General features: G+C 68.9%; 18 protein-coding genes. 13 read left to right on the forward strand and 5 right to left on the reverse strand.

Annotation, left to right across the window (positions count from 1 at the left end; genetic code table 11):
- Positions 1-38: 38 nt before the first annotated feature.
- From A2G96_RS02315 to A2G96_RS02325, 3 genes are all read left to right on the forward strand, one after another.
- Positions 39-389, forward strand: coding sequence for a phage holin family protein (locus tag A2G96_RS02315; RefSeq protein ID WP_062796409.1), 351 nt, complete (start codon positions 39-41; stop codon positions 387-389).
- 48 nt (positions 390-437) lie between these two features.
- Positions 438-1,268 carry a methylenetetrahydrofolate reductase [NAD(P)H] gene (gene metF / locus A2G96_RS02320; protein ID WP_062796411.1) on the forward strand — a complete coding sequence of 277 codons (831 nt, stop codon included), beginning with the start codon at positions 438-440 and terminating at the stop codon, positions 1,266-1,268.
- 295 nt (positions 1,269-1,563) lie between these two features.
- Positions 1,564-2,322, forward strand: coding sequence for a Mut7-C RNAse domain-containing protein (locus A2G96_RS02325; protein WP_062796413.1), 759 nt, complete (start codon positions 1,564-1,566; stop codon positions 2,320-2,322).
- Here A2G96_RS02325 and A2G96_RS02330 read toward each other — a convergent pair.
- Positions 2,319-2,909 (reverse strand): 5-formyltetrahydrofolate cyclo-ligase, encoded by a 591-nt coding sequence (locus tag A2G96_RS02330; protein ID WP_062796415.1) that lies wholly within the window; start codon positions 2,907-2,909, stop codon positions 2,319-2,321. The genes A2G96_RS02325 and A2G96_RS02330 overlap by 4 nt on opposite strands.
- Positions 2,910-3,012: 103 nt before the next feature.
- On the opposite strand from A2G96_RS02330, the gene A2G96_RS02335 reads away from it, so the two are divergent.
- The 4 genes from A2G96_RS02335 (at position 3,013) to A2G96_RS02350 (ending at position 8,340) form a co-directional block, all read left to right on the forward strand.
- A complete protein-coding gene (locus A2G96_RS02335) occupies positions 3,013-4,965 on the forward strand; it encodes a lytic transglycosylase domain-containing protein (RefSeq protein ID WP_062796418.1) in 1,953 nt (650 codons plus the stop codon).
- Positions 4,966-5,097: 132 nt separating this feature from the next.
- Complete coding sequence (locus tag A2G96_RS02340; protein WP_062796419.1) at positions 5,098-6,120, forward strand: complex I NDUFA9 subunit family protein; 1,023 nt, start codon at positions 5,098-5,100, stop codon at positions 6,118-6,120.
- 211 nt (positions 6,121-6,331) lie between these two features.
- Positions 6,332-7,030 carry a glutathione S-transferase family protein gene (locus A2G96_RS02345; protein WP_062796421.1) on the forward strand — a complete coding sequence of 233 codons (699 nt, stop codon included), beginning with the start codon at positions 6,332-6,334 and terminating at the stop codon, positions 7,028-7,030.
- Positions 7,031-7,092: 62 nt separating this feature from the next.
- A complete protein-coding gene (locus A2G96_RS02350) occupies positions 7,093-8,340 on the forward strand; it encodes a multifunctional CCA addition/repair protein (protein ID WP_062796424.1) in 1,248 nt (415 codons plus the stop codon).
- A gap of 7 nt (positions 8,341-8,347) precedes the next feature.
- Here the strand turns inward: A2G96_RS02350 and A2G96_RS02355 are convergent, their stop codons facing one another.
- Together A2G96_RS02355 and A2G96_RS02360 are read right to left on the reverse strand one after the other, a co-directional pair.
- Positions 8,348-8,542, reverse strand: a complete 195-nt coding sequence (locus tag A2G96_RS02355) for a DUF2905 domain-containing protein (protein ID WP_012351539.1) — start codon at positions 8,540-8,542, stop codon at positions 8,348-8,350.
- A gap of 16 nt (positions 8,543-8,558) precedes the next feature.
- A complete protein-coding gene (locus A2G96_RS02360) occupies positions 8,559-9,794 on the reverse strand; it encodes a class I SAM-dependent methyltransferase (RefSeq protein WP_062796425.1) in 1,236 nt (411 codons plus the stop codon).
- 15 nt (positions 9,795-9,809) lie between these two features.
- Between A2G96_RS02360 and A2G96_RS02365 the strand changes: the two genes are divergently transcribed.
- The 3 genes from A2G96_RS02365 (at position 9,810) to ttcA (ending at position 12,215) form a co-directional block, all read left to right on the forward strand.
- Complete coding sequence (locus tag A2G96_RS02365) at positions 9,810-10,706, forward strand: SDR family oxidoreductase (protein ID WP_082818823.1); 897 nt, start codon at positions 9,810-9,812, stop codon at positions 10,704-10,706.
- A 71-nt stretch (positions 10,707-10,777) separates the two neighbouring features.
- Entirely contained in the window at positions 10,778-11,179 is a 402-nt protein-coding gene (locus A2G96_RS02370) for a dihydroneopterin aldolase (RefSeq protein WP_082818824.1), read from the forward strand.
- 109 nt (positions 11,180-11,288) lie between these two features.
- Positions 11,289-12,215 carry a tRNA 2-thiocytidine(32) synthetase TtcA gene (gene ttcA, locus A2G96_RS02375; RefSeq protein ID WP_062796427.1) on the forward strand — a complete coding sequence of 309 codons (927 nt, stop codon included), beginning with the start codon at positions 11,289-11,291 and terminating at the stop codon, positions 12,213-12,215.
- Between the two features lie 69 nt (positions 12,216-12,284).
- Here ttcA and A2G96_RS02380 read toward each other — a convergent pair whose 3' ends face one another.
- Positions 12,285-13,112, reverse strand: coding sequence for a DUF6279 family lipoprotein (locus A2G96_RS02380; RefSeq protein ID WP_062802019.1), 828 nt, complete (start codon positions 13,110-13,112; stop codon positions 12,285-12,287).
- Between the two features lie 302 nt (positions 13,113-13,414).
- Here A2G96_RS02380 and glmU point away from each other — a divergent pair, with 302 nt between their 5' ends.
- On the forward strand, positions 13,415-14,779 hold the full coding sequence (glmU, locus tag A2G96_RS02385; protein WP_062796429.1) for a bifunctional UDP-N-acetylglucosamine diphosphorylase/glucosamine-1-phosphate N-acetyltransferase GlmU: 1,365 nt from the start codon (positions 13,415-13,417) through the stop codon (positions 14,777-14,779).
- Positions 14,780-14,866: 87 nt separating this feature from the next.
- Positions 14,867-16,705, forward strand: a complete 1,839-nt coding sequence (gene glmS, locus A2G96_RS02390) for a glutamine--fructose-6-phosphate transaminase (isomerizing) (RefSeq protein ID WP_062796432.1) — start codon at positions 14,867-14,869, stop codon at positions 16,703-16,705.
- 88 nt (positions 16,706-16,793) lie between these two features.
- Here glmS and A2G96_RS02395 read toward each other — a convergent pair whose 3' ends face one another.
- A complete protein-coding gene (locus tag A2G96_RS02395) occupies positions 16,794-17,429 on the reverse strand; it encodes a TetR/AcrR family transcriptional regulator (protein WP_062796439.1) in 636 nt (211 codons plus the stop codon).
- Between the two features lie 158 nt (positions 17,430-17,587).
- On the opposite strand from A2G96_RS02395, the gene A2G96_RS02400 reads away from it, so the two are divergent.
- Complete coding sequence (locus A2G96_RS02400; protein ID WP_082818826.1) at positions 17,588-18,652, forward strand: phosphotransferase family protein; 1,065 nt, start codon at positions 17,588-17,590, stop codon at positions 18,650-18,652.
- The last annotated feature ends 1 nt before the right edge of the window (position 18,653 follow it).

Below are 18,653 nucleotides of genomic sequence, written 5' to 3' on the forward strand. Positions count from 1 at the left end.
GGGCGCCATCCCGCAGGGAAACCAACCAAGGAACCGTCATGAGACTACTGGTCGTCTGGATCATCAACGCCGTCGCGCTGTTCGTGTTGCCGTACATCATCCCGTCGATCCACATCAAGAGCTTCGGCTCGGCGATGCTGGCGGCGCTGGTGCTGGGCCTGGTCAATACGCTGATCCGTCCGATCCTGGTGATCCTGACGTTGCCGGTCACGCTGCTGACGCTGGGGCTGTTTATCTTCATCATCAACGCGCTGCTGTTTCTGTTCGTCGGCAACCTGCTGTCGGGCTTTACCGTCGGCGGCTTCTGGGCGGCCTTGCTGGGCTCGATCCTGTACAGCGTGATCTCGTGGCTGCTGGCCAGCCTGCTGCTGGGCAACCGCGACGACTGACCCGCCTGACCCTATTCGCGCGCCGTGCCAACGCGGCGCGCCACCATCATGCAAGACCGCTACTTCAGCTTTGAATTCTTCCCGCCCAAGACGGCGGAGGGCACCGAGAAGCTGCGCAACACGCGCGCGCAGCTGGCACCGCTCAAGCCCAAGTACATCTCGGTGACGTTCGGCGCCGGCGGCACCACGCAGCAGGGCACGCTCGACGCCGTGCTGGAAATCCAGCGCGAAGGCATCGAGGCCGCGCCGCACCTGTCGTGCGTGGGCTCGTCGCGCGAGAGCATCCGCGCGATCCTGCAGCAGTACCGCGACGGCGGGATCCGTCATATCGTCGCGCTGCGCGGCGACATGCCGTCGGGCATGGGCGAGATCGGCGAGTTCCGCTACGCCAACGAGCTGGTCGAGTTCATCCGCGCCGAGACCGGCGACTGGTTCAATATCGAAGTCGCGGCATACCCGGAGTACCACCCGCAGGCGAAGTCGCCGCGCCATGACCTCGACAACTTCGTGCGCAAGGTCAGGGCCGGCGCCGACTCGGCGATCACGCAGTACTTCTACAACGCCGACGCGTATTTCCGCTTTGTCGACGACGTGCGCGCGCTCGGCGTCGAGGTGCCGATCGTGCCGGGCATCATGCCGATCACCAACTACTCGCAGCTGATGCGCTTCTCCGAGATGTGCGGCGCCGAAGTGCCGCGCTGGGTGGCCAGGCGGCTGGAGAGCTTCGGCGACGACCGCGAATCGATCCGCGCCTTCGGGCTCGATGTGGTCACGGCGCTGTGCGAGCGGCTGCTGGCCGCGGGCGTGCCGGGGCTGCATTTCTATACGCTCAACGCGGCCGGCGCCACCAAGGCGATCTGGCAACGGCTGAAGCTGTAAGGAACGCCGCAGAAGAAGAGAGCGGCTTTGGGTGCTCCCAAGCCGCCCGAACTAGCCTAAGCAAGGTGTTCTCCCTCTCCCCTCATGGGGAGAGGGTTGGGGTGAGGGGTGGTTTAACTAGGAACCACATCAAGCAAGGCCAACGGTGTAAACCCACCGCCCTCGGCCTTTGATCCGCCTGGCCCTCTCCCCCACCCCTCTCCCGCAAGCGGGCGAGGGGAGCTTGCTGCAAGCTTCGGCAGCCAGCTTCAGGCTCACAGCCACGCCTGCCAAAATCGGTGCCATACTCGCCTCCATGGTCACCGCCACCTTCCGTTTCTACGAGGAACTGAACGACTTCCTCGCGCCGGACCAGCGCCGGCGCGACCTGTCGTGCGTGTGCGCGCGCGCGGCCACGGTCAAGCACATGATCGAGGCGCTGGGCGTGCCGCATACCGAGGTCGAGCTGATCCTGGTCAATGGCGAGTCGAGCGGGTTCGAGCGGCAGCTGCGTGATGGCGACCGGGTTTCGGTCTACCCCAAGTTCGAACGGATCGACGTGTCGCCGCTGCTGCGGGTACGCGAGCAGCCGCTGCGCGTGATGCGCTTTGTCGCCGATGCCCACCTGGGCGGGCTGGCGCATCTGCTGCGCATGACCGGCTTCGACACGCTCTACGACAACCATTTCGAAGACAGCGAGATCGAGCGCATCGCGGTCGACGAGGGCCGCATCGTGCTGACGCGCGACCGCGAACTGCTCAAGCGGCGCGGCATCACGCACGGCTGCTATGTGCGCGCGCTCAAGTCGCGCCAGCAGGTGCGCGAGATCTTCGCGCGGCTGGACCTGGCGCGCAGCGCCCGGCCGTTTTCGCTGTGCCTGGACTGCAATGCGCCGCTGCGCGCGCTGGATCCGGCCGGCGCGGCCGGGCGCGTGCCGGATGGCGTGCTGGCGCGCCATCGCAGCTTCGTCACCTGCGACCGCTGCCGGCGGGTGTTCTGGGAAGGCTCGCACTGGCGCTGCATGCGCGCGCTGGTCGACGAGCTGGTGCAGGGCGCCGGGCCGGCTCCGGGCTAGAACGCGCCCGACTCCGTCACGATCCAGTCCATGGCGATGTCGTGCGGCTGCGCCTGCAGCGCAATGCGGCAGGCGTCGTAGCCGATGCCGATGGCGACCGGCCGCTGCGCCATCGCGGCCAGCGTGCGGTCGTAGAAGCCACCGCCGTAGCCCAGGCGGAACTTGTCCGGGCTGAAACCGACACAGGGAATGACCAGCGCATCCGGCATCGCGGCCTCGGTGCCGTCGGGCACCGGGATGCCGTAGTGGCCGGTGGCCATGGGGGTATCCGGCGTCCACAAGTGGAAATCCAGCGGCGTGCCGGGGCGGCTGACCGAGGGCAGCGCGGCATGGCGGCCGGGCACGGCGGCGAGCCATTGCGCCACCGCGGCGCGCGCGTCGAACTCCTGCTGGATCGGCCAGTAGAAGCCCAGGCAGCGCACCGCCAGGCCCGCCAGCAGTTCGGACAGCGCGGCGGCGATGCGGGCATCGGCGGCGGCGCGCGCGGGCAGCGCGGCGCGCTGCGCCAGCAGTTGCGCGCGCAGTGCGCGGCGCTCGTCGGCGGGGATGGGGCCAGGGGTGGAGCTAGTCGCAGGAATGGAAGACATGGCGTGGGATAATGCCCTCGTCCGAACCAACACGGACGGCGGCGCCGCGGTTTCCGGCACGCGGTGCAGGCGCGGGCGCCGCCGTCATCGACAAGGAAGAAGAATGCTGAAGGGAGTATATCTGCAGCGTGCAGGGCGGGCCGCATGGATCGCGCTTGCATGTGCATTGCTTGTCACGCCCGTCCACGCGCAGAAGCGCCCGCAGGCGGTCACGCGCGCGCCGTCGACGGTGATCCCCAGCGATCCCGACGAGGCCTTCACCGCGCTGCGCGAAGCCGCGCGCAAGAACGACGTCGAACGCGCCTACGCGATCTCGGCCACGCTGGTGGACTACCCGGTGCCGTCCTATGTCGAGTACTTCCGCATCAAGCCGCAGCTGTTCGACGCCAGCGGCCTGGCCCGCATCGATGCGCCGGACGACCAGGTGCGCGTGTTCCTGCAGCGCTACAAGGGCGATGCGATTGCCGACCGCATGCGCAACGACTGGCTGCTGGTGCTGGGCAAGAAGCGCGACTGGGCCAATTTCGATGTCGAATACCCGCAGTTCGCGCTCAAGGACGATACCCAGGTCGAATGCTATGCGCTGCTGTCGCGCGCGCTCAAGGGCCAGAACGTCGCCGCCGACGCGCGCAACTTGCTGAGCGATCCCAAATACTACGGCGAAGGTTGCGTCGACCTGATCGGCTACCTGGTGCAAAGCCAGCAGATCCAGCGCAGCGACGTGGCCTTCCAGGCGCGGCTGGCGCTGGAGCAGAACTACGTCACGCTCGCCGGCAAGATCGCCGCGCTGCTGCCCGACGCGCGCGTCGATGGCGATACCCTGGCCACCATCGTCAAGATGGCGCGCTCCGACCCGTCGCAGGCGGCGGCCTATCTGGCCACGGCCCAGAGCACGCTGTCGCGCGACGAGCAGGGCGCGGCGTGGGGTGTGATCGGCCAGTTCGCCGCCAAGAAGCTGCTGCCCGAGGCGGCCGGCTACTACCGCCGCCAGATGGACCTGGGCGGCAACCAGTGGCTGTCCGACGACAGCCAGGAATGGCGCGTGCGCGCCGCGCTGCGCCAGGGCGACTGGAAGCAGGTGCGCCAGGCGGTCGAGCTGATGCGGCCGGAGCTGCGTGCCAAGGACCCGGCCTGGACCTACTGGTACGGCCGCGCGCTCAAGGCCGACGGCCGCGACACCGAGGCCCAGCAGAACTTCCAGCAGATTGCCGGCCAGTTCAACTTCTACGGCCAGCTCGCCAGCGAAGAACTGGGCAACCGCATCACGCTGCCGCCGCGCACCACCGTCAGCGACGCCGAGGCCATGGCGATGCGCGCGCGCCCCGGTTTTCAGCGCGCGCAGAAGTTCTACGCGATGAACCTGCGCTTCGAGGGCAACCGCGAGTGGAACTGGGAGCTGCGCAATATGAGCGACCGCGAGCTGCTGGCCGCCGCCGAATATGCGCGCCGCCTCGAGCTGCTCGACCGCACCGTCAACTCGGCCGACCGCACCCGCAACGAGCATGACTTCGCACTGCGCTTCCTGATGCCGTACCGCGACATCATGCAGCGCGCCACCGACGAGGTCGGCCTCGACATGGCATGGGTGTACGGGCTGATCCGCCAGGAATCGCGCTTCATCATGAATGCGCGCTCGTCGGCGGGCGCGCATGGCCTGATGCAGGTGATGCCCGCGACGGCCAAGTACGTGGCGCGCAAGATCGGCATGAGCGACTTTTCGCCGTCGATGATGGGCGATCCCACCATCAACATCCAGTTGGGCACCAACTACCTGAACATGGTGCTGACCGACCTGGACAGCTCGTGGACGCTGGCCTCGGCCGCGTACAACGCCGGCCCGGGCCGGCCCAAGGCCTGGCGCAGCACGCTGGCGCGGCCGGTGGAAGGCGCGATCTTTGCAGAGACCATCCCGTTCAATGAAACGCGCGGCTATGTGAAGAATGTGCTTTCCAACGCTACGTACTATGCTGCATTGATGAGTGGCCGGCCGCAGTCGCTGAAGTCGCGCCTGGGCACGGTCGCGCCGTCGGCGGTGACCACCACCAGCCTGCCCTGAAGTCGTCTGTTCTGGTCCGCCTGCCCCGGCATGGGGCGGGTCGGACTGGCGCGGCGGGCCTGCCGGCGTAACGCCGCTGGCCCGGGCTGGCGCGGGTGCCGCGGCGTGCTTCTTTCCTGGCACGGAGGCAACATGCAGACCAGCAACGTCCTCGTCATCGGTGGCGCCGGCTTTATCGGCAGCCATCTCGTCTCGCGCCTGGCCGGCGCCGCCTCGGCCTCGGGCGCGCCGCTGGAACCCGGCGCCAATCCCGATTCCCCCATCGCCCCGGACCGCATCGTGGTCGGCACGCGCAATGTCGAGCATGCGCAGCACCTGCTGCTGCTGCCGCGCGTCGAGGTGGTGGAACTGGGCCTGGCCGACAACGCCGCGCTCGACGACGCGATCGGCTCGCTCGGCGTCGACGGCATCGTCGTCAACCTGGTCGGCGTGCTGCACGGCGAGCGCGCCGATCCCTACGGCGAGGCCTTTGCCAGCGCGCACGTGGAACTGGTGCGGCAGATCGTGGCGTCGTGCCTGTCCACGGGCGTGCGCCGGCTGTTGCATATGAGCGCGCTCGGCGCCGACAGCAACGGGCCGTCGATGTACCTGCGCAGCAAGGGCGACGGCGAGCGCATCGTGCGCGCCAGCGGGCTCGACTGGACCATCTTCCGGCCCTCGGTGGTGTTCGGCCCCGACGACCATTTCCTCAACCTGTTCGCCCACATGCAGCAGCTGGCGCCGGTGGTGCCGCTGGCGTGCGCGCATGCGCGCTTCCAGCCGGTGTTCGTGCAGGACGTAGTGCAGGCCTACCTGAACGCCATGGTCAACCCGGCCACCATCGGCCACGGCTATGAGCTTGGCGGGCCGCAGGTCTATACGCTCGAGGAACTGGTGCGCTTTGCCGGGCGCGCCTCGGGCCATCCCCGCCCGGTGATCGCGCTGCCCGACGCGCTGGCGCGGGTGCAGGCCGCGGTCATGGAGCATATGCCGGGCGAGCCGCTGCTGTCGCGCGACAACCTGGATTCGATGCGGCTCGACAATGTGCTGGAGCGCCCGCTGGCGCCGGAGCTGAACCTGCATCCCGTGCACCTGGAGTCCGTCATGACCGACGCGCTGTCGGGGCGCAACCGCGATGCCGCGCTGACCCACATGCGCGCCAGCGTGCACCGCTGAGGCGGCCCGCGGCGGCGCGGCTTATGTGACCGGATTTCATATCGGTTGCGAGAGCAATTCACTTTGACGCGGGCGAGCGCGCTGGCAAAATGACTGGTCCGGCGCTCTGCGGCCACGCCGTGCCCCGGGGCCGCGACGCGGATCGCGGCCCATGGATCGCGGCCCGCTCCGTGCCGTCTCTCCCTCCGTTTCCTCCCCCAAGGACCTCACGATGAAGCTCGTCATCGGCAACAAGAACTATTCCTCCTGGTCGCTGCGCCCCTGGCTGCTGCTGCGCCAGGCCGGCATTGATTTCGAGGAAGTGCAGGTGCGCCTGTTCACCGGCAGCTTCGCCGCCGAGATCGCCCGCTACTCGCCCGCGGGCAAGGTGCCGGTGCTGGTCGACGGCGACGTCACCGTGTGGGATTCGCTGGCGATTTCCGAATACGTGGCCGAGCGCTTCCCCGAGCAGCAGCTGTGGCCGGCCGACCCCGCCGAGCGCGCGGTCGCGCGCGCGATCTGCGCCGAGATGCACTCTGGCTTCACCAACGTGCGCAACCAGTTGCCGATGAACGTGACCGCGGTGCTGCCCGGGCGCGGCTGGAACGTGGCGGTGCAGCGCGAGGTCGAGCGCATCGCCGCGATCTGGGACGGGCTGCGCAGGCAGCATGCGGCGCGCGGGCCGTTCCTGTTCGGCAGCTTCACCGTCGCCGACGCGTTCTATGCGCCGGTGGTGAGTCGCTTCGCCACCTACGGCATCCACCTGCCGGACGACCGCGAAGACGCCAAGGCCTATGCCGATTTCGTGCTGGGCCTGCCAGCGATGCAGCAATGGATTGCCGGCGCGCGCGAGGAACGCGACTTCCTCGCCGACGACGAACCGTACCGGCGGGCCCCGGACCGTGCCGATGCGATAATCGTCACCCACTAGCAATCGCGCCGGCGCCGGGCCACAACTGGTTGCCCGTGCCGGCGCATGAAAAGGCCACAACCATGCAGGTGTATGCCGTGGGCGGCGCGATCCGCGACGAACTGCTGGGCAAGCCCAGCCAGGACCGCGACTACGTGGTCGTCGGCGCGACCCCGGCGGAGATGGAAGCCGCCGGCTACCGCCCGGTGGGCAAGGATTTCCCGGTGTTCCTGCATCCGCGCACGCAGGAGGAGTACGCGCTGGCCCGCACCGAGCGCAAGACCGCGATGGGCTACAAGGGCTTTGCCTTCTACTGCGAGCCCGATGTCACGCTGGAAGACGACCTGGTCCGGCGCGACCTGACCATCAACGCGATGGCGCGCGCGGTCGATGCCGACGGCAACCTGACCGGGCCCGTGATCGATCCGCACGGCGGCCAGCGCGACCTGGGCGCGCGCCTGTTCCGCCATGTCTCCGACGCCTTTGCCGAAGACCCGGTGCGCATCCTGCGGCTGGCGCGCTTTGCCGCGCGCTTCCACGACTTCAACGTTGCCGCCGAGACCATGCGCCTGATGCGCGAGATGGTCGCCGCGGGCGAGGTCGATGCGCTGGTGCCCGAGCGCGTGTGGCAGGAGCTGGCGCGCGGACTGATGGAGGCCCGGCCGTCGCGGATGTTCGAGGTGCTGCGCGAATGCGGCGCGCTGGCGCGGCTGCTGCCCGAGCTGGAGCGGCTGTGGGGCGTGCCGCAGCGCGCCGACTTCCACCCCGAGGTCGATACCGGCGTGCACGTGATGATGGTGATCGACTGCGCCGCGGCGCTCGACGCACCGCTGCCGGTGCGCTTTGCCGCGCTGGTGCATGACCTGGGCAAGGGCACCACGCCGGAAGACGTGCTGCCGCGCCATATTGGCCACGAACTGCGCAGCGTCAGGCTGCTGGAAGAGGTCTGTGCGCGCCTGCGCGTGCCCAACGAATGCCGCGACCTGGCGGTGGTGGTGGCGCGCGAGCACGGCAATATCCACCGCTCGCTTGAGTTCAGCGCCGCCGCGGTGGTGCGGCTGCTGGAGCGCTGCGATGCGCTGCGCAAGCCCGCGCGCTTCGCCCAGGCGCTGCAGGCCTGCGAGGCCGACAAGCGCGGGCGCAAGGGTTTCGAGCACAGCGAATATCCGCAGGCCGCGCGCCTGCTGGCGGCGCGCGAGGCCGCGGCGTCGGTCGATGCGGGCGCCATCGCGCGCGCCTGCGCCGATGACGTGGCGCAGATCAAGGACCGCGTCCATGCCGCGCGCGTGGCGGCGGTGGCGCAGCGGCTCGCGGCGCAGCCGGGCGAGTGAGCCAGGCTCAGAGCAGCTTGCCGATCACCAGCGCAATCAGCGAGATCAGGATCGTCGACGCGAACGGCAGCACGAACTCGCGCCCGAACACCCGGAAGCGCACGTCGCCGGGCAGCCGGCCCAGCCCGACCTTCTGCAGCCACGGCAGCGCCGCCGACAGGATGATCACGCTCAGGAAGATGGTCAGGGTCCAGCGCAGCATCGCGGCTCCGGTGCCGTTACAGGGCGTGGCAGCGGTCGCCGCGGGCAAAGCCGGCCAGCGGCTCGCTGTCTTCCAGTCCGTAGTCGAGCCCGCGCGTGAGCGCGATCACCTTGAACAGTTCGCCCATCTCGGCCTCGGACAGCAGCTTCTGCACCGCATTGGCCTGCGGCAGGAAGGCGCGCGCGTCGGACGGGTCCAGCGCCATCAGCAGCTCGGTGATGCCGGCGTTCATCAGGAAGCGCGCCTGCGAGGCAAAGCCCGCCACGGTCAGCCCTGATTCCACCGCGGCATGCGCGATGCCGCTGAAATTGACGTGCGCGGTGATGTCCTGCAGGCCGGGGTACAGGAACGGGTCCGGGTGCGCATGATGGCGGTAGTGGCACATCAGCGTGCCGCCGGCGCGCTGCGGGTGGTAGTACTCGCTGCCGGGAAAGCCGTAGTCGATGAAGAAGGCCGCGCCGCGCGCCAGCATGGCGCCGACCGCGCGCGTAAAGCCCTCGGCCTCGGCATGGGTCTCGGTGACGAGGTCGTGGTCGCCAGGGATGGCGCGCAGCGCCGCCGGCACGTCGGCCTCGGCCAGCGGCCGGTCCTCGAAGCGGAACGCGGGCGCGCCGCCATCGGCCTGCGGCGCGGCGCGCACCACATCGCGTACCACATCGCGTACCACGCCGCGCTCATGCCAGAAGCCGTCGCGGCGCGCATACAGCTGCACCGGCATCGCATCCAGCACTTCATTGCCGACGATCACGCCTTCGAAAGCGGCCGGCAGCGTATCGAGCCAGGTGACGCGCTCGGCCAGGTGCGGCGCGCGCCGGGCCAGCGTGTCCTGCTGGCGCGCGCGCAGCTCGCCCGACAGTTCGACGATGGCGTAGGTGTCGGGCAACTGGCCTTCCTGTTCCAGCCCCAGCAGCAGGTCTGCCGCCAGCCGGCCGGTGCCGGCGCCGAATTCCAGCAGGCGTGGCATCCCCTGCGCCAGCAGCGGCGCGAACTGGCGTGCCAGCGTGCGGGCGAAGAACGGGCTGAGCTCGGGCGCGGTGATGAAGTCGCTGCCGTCGCGGGCATCGCGCCCGAACTTGGCCGAGCCGCCGCTGTAGTAGCCCAGGCCGGGCGCGTACAGCGCCAGCGCCATGTAGCGGTCGAAGCCGATCCAGCCTCCGGCCGCATCGATCGATTCGCCAATGCGGGCGGTAAGGGTATCGGAAGCGGCCTGCGCGTCGGCGGGGGGAAGGGGTAAACTAGCGGCTTTCTGCATCCTGCGATTGTAGCAATGCCCGCAACCGACAACTCCGCCAACCAAGCCGCCAGCCAAGCCGCCAGCCAGTCCGCTGGCCAGCCCGCTGGCCAGCCCGCCGCCCGCGGCGTGGCCCTCGTGACCGGCGGCGCGCGGCGCCTGGGCCGCGCCATCGCGCTGGAACTGGCGGCGCAGGGCTGGGACGTGGCGGTGCACTGCCATCGCTCGGTCGACGAGGCCGAAGCGCTGGCTACGCAGATCCGCGCGCTCGGGCGCCGCGCCGCGGTGCTGCGCGCCGACCTCGCCGACGAGGCCGCCACCAGCCGGCTGGTGGCCGACTGCAGCGCCGCGCTGGGCGTGCCGACCTGCCTGGTCAACAATGCCTCGCTGTTCCAGTACGACGTCGCGACCAGCTTCTCGTATGCGTCGCTCGATACGCATATGCGCACCAACGTGGCCGCGCCGCTGCTGCTGGCGCGCGAACTGCACAAGGCGCTGGCCGCGGCCGCGGGCCCGGATGGCGCCGGCAAGGCCGCCGACAAGGCGGCCGAGAAGGCGGCCGAACCGCGCGGCGTGGTGATCAACCTGCTCGACCAGAAGCTCGACAACCTGAACCCGGATTTCCTGTCGTACACGCTGTCCAAGGCCGCGCTGCAGACCGCCACGGTGCAGCTGGCGCAGGCGCTGGCGCCGCGCCTGCGCGTGGTCGGCGTGGCCCCGGGCATCACGCTGGTGTCGGGCGAGCAGTCGGAACAGAGCTTCCGCCGCGCGCATCGCGTGACGCCGCTGGGCCAGTCGTCCACGCCCGAGGACATCGCCCAGGCGGTGGCCTACCTGGCGCAGGCGCGCGCCGTGACCGGCACCACGCTGTACGTCGACGGCGGCCAGCACCTGATGCCGCTGGCGCGCGACGTGATGTTCCTGACCGAATGACCTGCATCACCGGCCGCGCCTGACCGGCGCGGCACCCCCGCCTTACACTTCCCCCTTTTCGTTTTCCGCCCATGACCATGCTCGCCGCCCTTTCCCACCCCAGCCTGCAGGACTGCCGACGCATGTTCCTGCGCAACTACGAAGTGCAGATCAATATCGGCGTGCATGAATTCGAGAAGAAGGGCGAGCAGCGCGTGCTGATCAATATCGACCTTTTCGTGCCGCTGGAGGAATGCACGCCGCAGGCCGACAAGCTCGACGAAGTGGTCGACTACGACTTCATGCGCAACACCGTCGCCGCGCGCATGGCGCAGGGCCACGTGCACCTGCAGGAAACGCTGTGCGACGACGTCGCGCGCGCCATGCTGAAGCATCCCAAGGTGCGCGCGGTACGCGTGTCGACCGAGAAGCCCGACGTCTACCCGGATTGCGATTCGGTCGGGGTCGAGGTGTTCCATATCAAGCAGGCCTGAGCGGTCCTGCCGGCGCCCGCTGCAGCGCGCCGGCGCCTAAAGTAAAATGTTGCCCCTTCGCGCCGCGCCGGCCATTCCATCCGGCGGGCGCCACGCAACAGGATGCTCCATGAGCCACTCGAACAACTTCTATCGCCTCGAGACGAGGCTGCAATCGCAAACCGGCAAGGCCATCGGCGACTTCGGCATGATCGAGGACGGCGACACCGTGCTGGTCTGCATGAGTGGCGGCAAGGACTCGTACACCATGCTGTCGGTCCTGATGGCGCTGCAAAAGCGCGCGCCGATCAAGTTCAAGCTGATCGCGATGAACCTGGACCAGAAGCAGCCCGGCTTCCCGGAACACATCCTGCCCGAATACCTGAAGTCGGTCGGCGTGGAATATGTGATCGTCGAGGCGGACACCTACTCGATCGTCAAGGAAAAGGTGCCGGAGGGCAAGACCACCTGCTCGCTGTGCTCGCGCCTGCGCCGCGGCGTGATCTACCGCACCGCCAAGGAGCTGGGCGCCAACAAGATCGCGCTGGGCCACCACCGCGACGACATCGTCAACACCTTCTTCCTGAACATGTTCTTCGGCGGCAAGATGAAGGCGATGCCGCCCAAGCTGGCCACCGACGACGGCGCGCATATCGTGATCCGCCCGCTGGCTTACTGCTCGGAGAAGGACATCGCGTCGTACGCGCGCGCGATGGAATTCCCGATCATCCCGTGCAACCTGTGCGGCTCGCAGGAAAACCTGCAGCGCAAGAAGGTCAGCGAGATGCTGCAGGAGTGGGAGCGGCAGAACCCGGGCCGCATCGATAATATCTTCTCGGCGCTGCGCAACGTGGTGCCGTCGCACCTCGCGGATACCGAGCTGTTCCCGTTCACCGGCCTGGCGACAGGCCTGGCCAAGGTCGACGAGGCCTCGCTGTTCGGTGAGACCACGTTCCAGCAGCAGCCGCTGACGTTTGCCGGCAGCCTGGACCAAAACCGCATGGAGTTCGTGCGCTTCGAGCGCACGCCCGCGGCGGAGCCGGCTGGCACGCAGTAAGTCCTGCGGCACCCGGATGGCAGAACGCCCGCTTGCGCGGGCGTTTTTTTGCGTCAGGGCGAGGCGGCGTCAGTTCGCCGCCGCCGACTGCACCGGCGCATTCGCCTTCTCGCGCATCAGTGCATGCGTGTCGTCGATCCACTTCTGGAAGCGATCCTGCGCGTGTGCCTTCTGCTGCGGCGTGGTCAGGTTGGCGATCGCCACGGTGAGCGCGATGCCGGCGCTGTTGCCGGCTTCATGGCTGGCGGCGTGCCGGGCGGGCGGGTTCTGCCAGTATTCGCGGAAGCGCCGCAGCAGGTCGATCACCTGCGCCTTGGGCGGCTGCGTGGCCTGCACGAAGCGCACCATCTTGATCCATTCCTGCTGGCGCGCGACGCGCTCGGCATAGCGCGCCTCGGCGTTCTGCACCACCGGACCGACCTTGACGCGGATCTCCCTTTCCTGCTCGGGCGAGAAGCCGCCGTAGATCAGGCGCGCGTACTCCATCACCTTGTCGAAGCGCGCCTCCTCGCGCTCGGCCGGGTCCACGTTGAGGAATTTCTTGCGGTACTTGGCGTTGCCCTCGGCAAACTTCTTTTCCATGCGCGCGATCTGGTCTGGCGTCAGCGTCAGCAGCAGGTCGGCCATGTCGGGCATGGCCTGCTCGAAGGAGCGGCGCGCCAGTTCCTGCGAGGCGTCCTGAAAGTGCGCGACCTTTGCCGGCGTGACCGGCTGGCGCACGTCGGCCTTGGCCTGCTGCAGCAGGTTGGCGATTTCCGGCAGCTGCGCCTTGCGGTGCCAGGCAAAGAAGCGCGCGATCGCCTCGCGCGTGAGCGGCTCCTGGGCCGAGGTGACGTCGACATAATTGTCGATCCACCAGTACGCCAGGCGGTCGCCCTGCTGGTAACCGAGCTTCATGGCGCTGCACGCGCACACGGCCGCGGCGCCCAGAATCACCAAAATGCGCCGGGCCCAGCAATTGTGAAATTCGGAAACCTCGGTCGGTTGGGCAGAATGCGCCATGTTAAAATCGCCGCGCATTGGAACCGGGCTCGCTCGCTGCCCGCCAGCCAAGTCCTGGCAAGGGTTTGCGGGAAGATGCGCAGGCCTGGCGGCAAGCTTTTGCCAGCCCCGGCGGCGCCCCTTGCCAAACACCGGGCCCAATATCCGCCCGGCGTTTTCCAGAATATTTTCGGACACACTCACTTAGGGGTCTCCTTGTGAATATCGTCATTCTCGCCGCGGGCATGGGCAAGCGGATGTATTCCGATTTGCCCAAGGTGCTGCACCCGGTAGCCGGGCGGCCCATGCTCGCGCATGTCCTGGATACGGCCCGTGCGCTGTCGCCGTCGCGGCTGGTGGTCGTGGTCGGCCACGGCGCCGCGCGCGTGCGCGAGGCGGTGGCCGCTGACGATGTCGCCTTCGCCGAGCAGGCCCAGCAACTGGGCACGGGCCATGCGGTGATGCAGGCACTTCCCTTGTTGGACGACAACCAGCCTACGTTGGTTCTCTACGGTGACGTGCCGCTCACCAGCGCGGCGACGCTGCAGGCACTGGTGGCCGAGGCCGGCGCGCAGCGCTTTGGCGTGCTCACGGTGGAGATGCCCGACCCGACCGGCTATGGCCGCATCGTGCGCGACGCGGCGGGCAGCATCGTCCGCATCGTCGAGCAGAAGGACGCGACTGAAGCCGAGAAGGCCATCCGCGAAATCAACACCGGCATCATCGTGTGCCCGACCGGCCACCTGCGCAAGTGGCTGTCGACGCTGCGCAACGACAATGCCCAGGGCGAGTACTACCTGACCGACACCGTCGAGCGCGCCGTCGCCGACGGCGTCGAGACGGTCTCGGCCCAGCCGGCGGCGGTGTGGGAGACGCTGGGCGTCAACAGCAAGCTGCAGCTGGCCGAAGTCGAGCGCATCCACCAGGGCAACCAGGCCCGGCGCCTGCTGGAAGCCGGCGTGACGCTGCTGGACCCGGCCCGCATCGACGTGCGCGGCGAGCTGACCTGCGGGCGCGATGTCACCATCGACGTCGGCTGCGTGTTCGAGGGCCGCGTGCACCTCGAAGACGGCGTACGCATCGGCGCCCATTGCGTGGTCCGCAACAGCACCGTCGGCGCCGGCGCGCAGGTGCACCCGTTCTGCCATATCGACGACGCCAGAATCGGGCCCGCGGGCCGCATCGGGCCGTACGCGCGCCTGCGCCCCGGCACCGAGCTGGGCGAGGACGTCCATATCGGCAACTTCGTCGAGGTCAAGAATGCACAGGTGGCGGCACACAGCAAGGCCAACCACCTGGCTTATGTGGGCGACGCCACGGTGGGGTCGCGCGTCAATATTGGCGCGGGTACCATCACCTGCAACTATGACGGGGTGAACAAGCACCGCACCGTGATCGAGGACGATGTCTTCATCGGCTCCGACACGCAGCTGGTGGCACCCGTGACGGTGCGGCGCGGCGCCACGCTGGGCGCCGGCACCACGCTCACCAAGGAGGCCCCGGCCGACAAGCTGACGCTGTCGCGGGCCAAGCAGCTGACCATCGACGCCTGGCAGCGTCCGGTCAAGCAGCCGAAGCAGTAAGCACCAAGGGGCCGCCCGCAGGCGGCCCACAGGATTCATACCGGCGCCAGTGGCCAGACGGCAGGCGCCAGCAAACGGGGGTTCAGCATGTGTGGCATCGTCGGCGCGGTTTCCACGCGCAACATCGTTCCGGTCCTGATCGAAGGGCTGCGCCGCCTGGAGTATCGCGGCTATGACTCGTGCGGCGTCGCCGTCGTGCGCGACGATGCGGTCGAGCGCGCGCGCACCGTGTCGCGCGTGGCCGACCTCGACGCGCAGACGCAGGCGTCCGGCCTGTCCGGCTTCACCGGCGTGGCGCATACGCGCTGGGCCACGCACGGCAAGCCCGACACCGTCAACGCCCACCCGCACCTGTCGGGCGAGACCATCGCGCTGGTGCACAACGGCATCATCGAGAACTACGAGCCGCTGCGCGAAGAACTGCGCGCGGTCGGCTACGGCTTCGAGTCGCAGACCGATACCGAGGTGGTCGCGCACCTGATCCACCAGGCCTACAGCTACCCCAGCAGCGCCACCCGCGGCGACCTGTTCGCCTCGGTGCGCGCGGTCACCAAGCGCCTGCACGGCGCCTACGCCATCGCGGTGTTCGCCAAGGACCAGCCCGGCCGCGTCGTCGGCGCGCGCGCCGGCTCGCCGCTGGTGGTGGCGCTGGGCGAGAACGAGACCTTCCTGGCGTCCGACGCGCTGGCCGTGGCCGGCACCGCCAACCGCATCATCTACCTGGAAGAGGGCGATGTGGTCGAGATCACGCTCGACGGCGTGACCATCCACGACGCCGGCGACCACCCGGTCGAGCGCGAAGCGCGCGTGGTCGAAGCCCACGCCGCCTCGGTCGACCTGGGCCCGTACCGCCACTTCATGCAGAAGGAAATCTTCGAGCAGCCGCGCGCGCTGGGCGACACGCTCGAGGGTGTCGAAGGCCTGTCGCCGGACCTGTTCGGCGACAACGCCGCCGAGGTCTTCGCCGGCATCGACAGCGTGCTGATCCTGGCCTGCGGCACCAGCTACTACTCCGGCTGCACCGCCAAGTACTGGCTCGAAAGCATCGCCAGGATCCCGACCCAGGTCGAGGTCGCCAGCGAATACCGCTACCGCGACACCGTGCCCAACCCGCGCGCGCTGGTGGTGGTGATCTCGCAATCTGGCGAAACCGCCGACACCATGGCCGCGCTGCGCCATGCGCGCGCGCTCGGCCACGTCCATACGCTGGCGGTCTGCAACGTCGCCACCAGCGCCATGGTGCGAGAGACCGAACTGCGCTTCCTGACCCGCGCCGGCACCGAGATCGGCGTGGCCTCGACCAAGGCCTTCACCACGCAGCTGGCCGCGCTCTACATGCTGACGCTGTCGCTGGCCAAGACCCGCGGCCTGCTGACCGAAGAGGCCGAAGCCCGCGCGCTGACCAACCTGCGCCACCTGCCGGCCGCGCTCCACGGCGTGCTGGCGCTGGAGCCGCAGATCATCGCCTGGTCCGAAGACTTCGCCCGCCGCGAGAACGCACTGTTCCTCGGCCGCGGCCTGCACTACCCGATCGCGCTGGAGGGTGCGCTCAAGCTCAAGGAAATCTCGTATATCCACGCCGAGGCCTACCCGGCCGGCGAGCTCAAGCACGGCCCGCTGGCACTGGTCACCGAAGCCATGCCGGTGGTCACCGTCGCCCCCAACGACGCGCTGCTGGAAAAGCTCAAGTCCAATATCCAGGAAGTGCGCGCCCGCGGCGGCCGCCTGTACGTGTTTGCCGACAGCGACACGCAGATCCAGTCGTCCGACGGCATCCAGGTGATCCGCATGCCCGAGCACTACGGCGACCTCTCGCCGATCCTGCACGTGGTGCCGCTGCAGCTGCTGGCGTACCACACGGCGTGCGCACGCGGCACTGACGTGGACAAGCCGCGCAACCTGGCGAAGTCGGTGACGGTGGAATAAGGTGGGCGATGCCGGCGCGATGCCGGCTGCCAGTTGCGAAGAGGCCCTGCGGGGCCTCTTTTCCATTCTGGCTCCGATTTGACTGCCGCTACGCCACCGACAGCAGGAACACCCTTGCCATTTCCTGGTCCAGCCGCCGGTCCGACAGCGCGTAGATGCTTTCGCGGTTGATCAGCGCATACAGCAGCGTGCCGGCCAGTGTCTGGTGAGCGAAGCGGATGCGTTCTTCCAGCTCGGGCGACGGGCCGGCCGGATGCAGCCGCGCCAGGCGCGAGGCCAGGTCGATGATGTACTGGCGATTGAGCTGCCGGATCGGGTCTTCGCCGGTGGTGGCGCGCACCACCAGCGAGGCGCGCAGCACGCCTTCATTGCGGCAGGCCCAGATGCGGCTGTCGCGCGCCATGGTGCGCACCGCGTCTTCCAGCGTCGTCGGCGCGTTATCGAGCTGTGCCAGGCGTGCCGCCATGGCCTCGCGCAGCGTGGCCAGCGCCAGCGCCTGCAGCGCCTTGAAGTAACTGTCCTTGCCGTCGAAGCGGCTGTAGAAGGCGCCGGTGGTGACGCCGGCGCGGGCACAGATCTCCTGGATGGGCACCTGTTCCAGCGTGCGTTCGCGCAGCAGCCGCCGGCCCGCCTCGAGCAGCCGGTGGGTGGTGCGCAGCCCGCTGGAATAGCGCGGCGCGGCATAGCCGGCATGGCCCTCGAGCGCGATCAGCTTTTCTTTCATGACGACCCCGATTCGGTGCGGAAGTGGCTCCGCATGCCCCTGCTTGTCCGTGTTTTTACTGATGTCATGAACTGTATCAGGCCACCATACTCGCCAAAAACATAATTCAGATTATCAATTTGGCCGTGCCGCCACCATGCGGGACTGCCCGGAGACCGATGCACCCATCCACGCCCCCCGACGCGGAAGCCGCCTTGCTCGCCGGCCTGCGCCGCGTCGTACGCCGCGAGTTGCCCGGCTTCGATGCCGAGGCCGGCATCACCGGACTGCGCCGCCTGTCCGGCGGCGCCAGCCAGGAAACCTGGTCATTCACGCTGGCCGGGCCGCACGGGCCGGCGCCGATGATCCTGCGGCGCGATCCCGGCGAAGGGGCACGGCCCGCGGCCGCGGTCTCGGCGATACAGGCCGGCATGGCGGCCGAGGCCGCGCTGCTGCGGCTGGCCGGCGCGGCCGGTGTGCCGGTGCCGGTGGTGCGGGCGATGCTGACGCCGCAGGACGGCATCGGCACGGGCTTTGTGATGGACCGCATCGAAGGCGAGACGCTGGGCGGGCGCATCGTGCGCGAGCCGCGGCTGGCGCGGGCGCGCGAACGGCTGGCCTACCAGTGCGGGCAGGCGCTGGCCGCGATCCACGGCATCGACCGCGCCGCGCTGCCGCCGCTGCGCGAGAGCCATGCCGCCGAGGAAGTCGAAGGCTACCTGCGGCGCTTTCGGGCGGCGGGCGAGCAGCGGCCGGTGTTCGAGCTGGCCTTCCGCTGGCTGCAGCGCCATGCGCCGGCCACCGGGCGCACCACGCTGGTCCACGGCGATTTCCGCAACGGCAACCTGATGGTCGACGAGGCAGGCCTGCGCGCCGTGCTGGACTGGGAGCTGGCGCATGTTGGCGATCCCATGACGGACCTCGGCTGGCTGTGCGTGAACTCCTGGCGCTTCGGCAGCTCCGGCTTGCCGGTGGGTGGCTTCGGCACGCGCGAGCAATTGTTTGCCGGCTATGCCGACGCGGGCGGCACGGTGGATGCGGGGCGCGTGCGCTTCTGGGAGATCTTCGGCGTGCTCAAGTGGGGCGTGGCGTGCCAGACCATGTCGCGCGCGCCGGCGGGCGGCGGTCCGCGCAGCGTCGAGCGCGCCGCGATTGGCCGGCGCAGTTCCGAAACCGAGATCGACCTGCTCAACCTGCTGCTGCCGCGCGAACCTGCGCCGGCCAGCCTGGCCTGCGGAGACTGAC

Origin of the sequence: Cupriavidus nantongensis (assembly GCF_001598055.1) — a bacterium.
Lineage (GTDB): Bacteria > Pseudomonadota > Gammaproteobacteria > Burkholderiales > Burkholderiaceae > Cupriavidus > Cupriavidus nantongensis.

Excerpts from the sequence above, each read along its gene's own strand:
- A2G96_RS02395 (WP_062796439.1), bottom strand. The coding sequence starts at position 17,429 with ATGAAAGAAAAGCTGATCGCGCTCGAGGGCCATGCCGGCTATGCCGCG.
- metF (WP_062796411.1), top strand. The coding sequence starts at position 438 with ATGCAAGACCGCTACTTCAGCTTTGAATTCTTCCCGCCCAAGACGGCG.
- A2G96_RS02365 (WP_082818823.1), top strand. The coding sequence starts at position 9,810 with ATGCCCGCAACCGACAACTCCGCCAACCAAGCCGCCAGCCAAGCCGCC.
- A2G96_RS02335 (WP_062796418.1), top strand. The coding sequence starts at position 3,013 with ATGCTGAAGGGAGTATATCTGCAGCGTGCAGGGCGGGCCGCATGGATC.
- A2G96_RS02350 (WP_062796424.1), top strand. The coding sequence starts at position 7,093 with ATGCAGGTGTATGCCGTGGGCGGCGCGATCCGCGACGAACTGCTGGGC.
- A2G96_RS02345 (WP_062796421.1), top strand. The coding sequence starts at position 6,332 with ATGAAGCTCGTCATCGGCAACAAGAACTATTCCTCCTGGTCGCTGCGC.
- A2G96_RS02315 (WP_062796409.1), top strand. The coding sequence starts at position 39 with ATGAGACTACTGGTCGTCTGGATCATCAACGCCGTCGCGCTGTTCGTG.
- A2G96_RS02340 (WP_062796419.1), top strand. The coding sequence starts at position 5,098 with ATGCAGACCAGCAACGTCCTCGTCATCGGTGGCGCCGGCTTTATCGGC.
- A2G96_RS02400 (WP_082818826.1), top strand. The coding sequence starts at position 17,588 with ATGCACCCATCCACGCCCCCCGACGCGGAAGCCGCCTTGCTCGCCGGC.
- ttcA (WP_062796427.1), top strand. The coding sequence starts at position 11,289 with ATGAGCCACTCGAACAACTTCTATCGCCTCGAGACGAGGCTGCAATCG.
- A2G96_RS02370 (WP_082818824.1), top strand. The coding sequence starts at position 10,778 with ATGACCATGCTCGCCGCCCTTTCCCACCCCAGCCTGCAGGACTGCCGA.
- A2G96_RS02330 (WP_062796415.1), bottom strand. The coding sequence starts at position 2,909 with ATGTCTTCCATTCCTGCGACTAGCTCCACCCCTGGCCCCATCCCCGCC.
- A2G96_RS02325 (WP_062796413.1), top strand. The coding sequence starts at position 1,564 with ATGGTCACCGCCACCTTCCGTTTCTACGAGGAACTGAACGACTTCCTC.
- A2G96_RS02360 (WP_062796425.1), bottom strand. The coding sequence starts at position 9,794 with ATGCAGAAAGCCGCTAGTTTACCCCTTCCCCCCGCCGACGCGCAGGCC.
- glmS (WP_062796432.1), top strand. The coding sequence starts at position 14,867 with ATGTGTGGCATCGTCGGCGCGGTTTCCACGCGCAACATCGTTCCGGTC.
- A2G96_RS02380 (WP_062802019.1), bottom strand. The coding sequence starts at position 13,112 with ATGAAGCTCGGTTACCAGCAGGGCGACCGCCTGGCGTACTGGTGGATC.
- A2G96_RS02355 (WP_012351539.1), bottom strand. The coding sequence starts at position 8,542 with ATGCTGCGCTGGACCCTGACCATCTTCCTGAGCGTGATCATCCTGTCG.